General features: G+C 61.6%; 1 protein-coding gene. It reads left to right on the forward strand.

The annotated features are described in order from the left end of the window. Positions 1-9: 9 nt before the first annotated feature. On the forward strand, positions 10-903 hold the full coding sequence (gene phnD / locus CKO31_RS26010; RefSeq protein WP_438874039.1) for a phosphate/phosphite/phosphonate ABC transporter substrate-binding protein: 894 nt from the start codon (positions 10-12) through the stop codon (positions 901-903). Positions 904-1098: the final 195 nt, after the last annotated feature.

The following is a 1098-nucleotide window of genomic DNA, read 5'->3' on the forward strand; positions in this document are numbered from 1 at the left end:
CCCTCGCCTATCAATCACCATGACGCGTTCCACCAGCCCAAAAGAGGAGATCAAACCGTGCGTAAGACACTATCGTTCTTGACCGCGGCAGCGTGCGGACTTGGCGCCGCCTTAGCTATTGCGGAGCCGATGCCGGACCCCGACGAGCTGAAGGTTGCGCTGTTGCCGGACGAGGACGCCGCGACGATCATTAGCGCCAACCAGGGATTCAAGGCCTATCTAGAGGATAAGCTCGGCAAGAAGATCGAGCTGGTCGTCACTACTGACTATTCCTCCATGATCGAGGCCATGCGCAACGAGCGCATCGACCTGGGTTATTTCGGCCCGCTTTCCTATGTGCTGGCGCGCTCCAGGAGCGACATCGACGCCTTCGCAGCCAAGACGAAGGGCGGCAGCCCAACCTACCAGGCGGTGGTCATCGCCAACACGGACTCGGGGGTGGACGACATCGAGGCGATCAGAGGCCACGATATGGCCTACGGGGATCAGGCCTCGACTTCATCGCACATGATTCCGAAGTCCATGCTCGTCGAGCGGGGCCTGAAGGCGGACGAGGATTATCAGGAGCATTTCCTAGGTGCCCACGATGCGGTCGCGGTCGCGGTCCAGAACGGCCGCGCGCAAGCCGGCGGACTTTCACGGCCGATCTTCGAGTCGTTGGTGGAGCGGGGCATCATCGACGACGAAAAGGTGAAGGTGTTGGCCTACTCCAAGCCCTTTCCGCAGTATCCCTGGGTCATGCGCAACAGTCTGGACGACGGTCTCCAGGAACAGATCCGCAACGCGTTCTACGAGCTGAAGGACGAGGAAATCCTCGGCCAGTTCAAGGCCGACGGAATGGCCCCCATTACCGATGCCGACTATGACGTAGTCCGAGATCTGAAGAAGAGTCTCGACCTTTAGGCGATTGCCTGAGTCGGGCAGTCCGAAAGACGCCGGACGCCCGTGCGCCTTGGAGGCGCGGCAGCGGGCACGTACAGCGCCTATGCACCCGCTGCCGCGGCCAAAGGCGGCGGGCGCGAAGATGGGCCGAGCAGGATGTTGGTCGACAGACATCGCCCAAGGTCCAACCCTTTGCCCGACCGCCTCGGATCTACA

It is taken from the genome of Thiohalocapsa halophila (assembly GCF_016583825.1).
In the GTDB taxonomy this organism is placed as follows: Bacteria; Pseudomonadota; Gammaproteobacteria; order Chromatiales; family Chromatiaceae; genus Thiohalocapsa; species Thiohalocapsa halophila.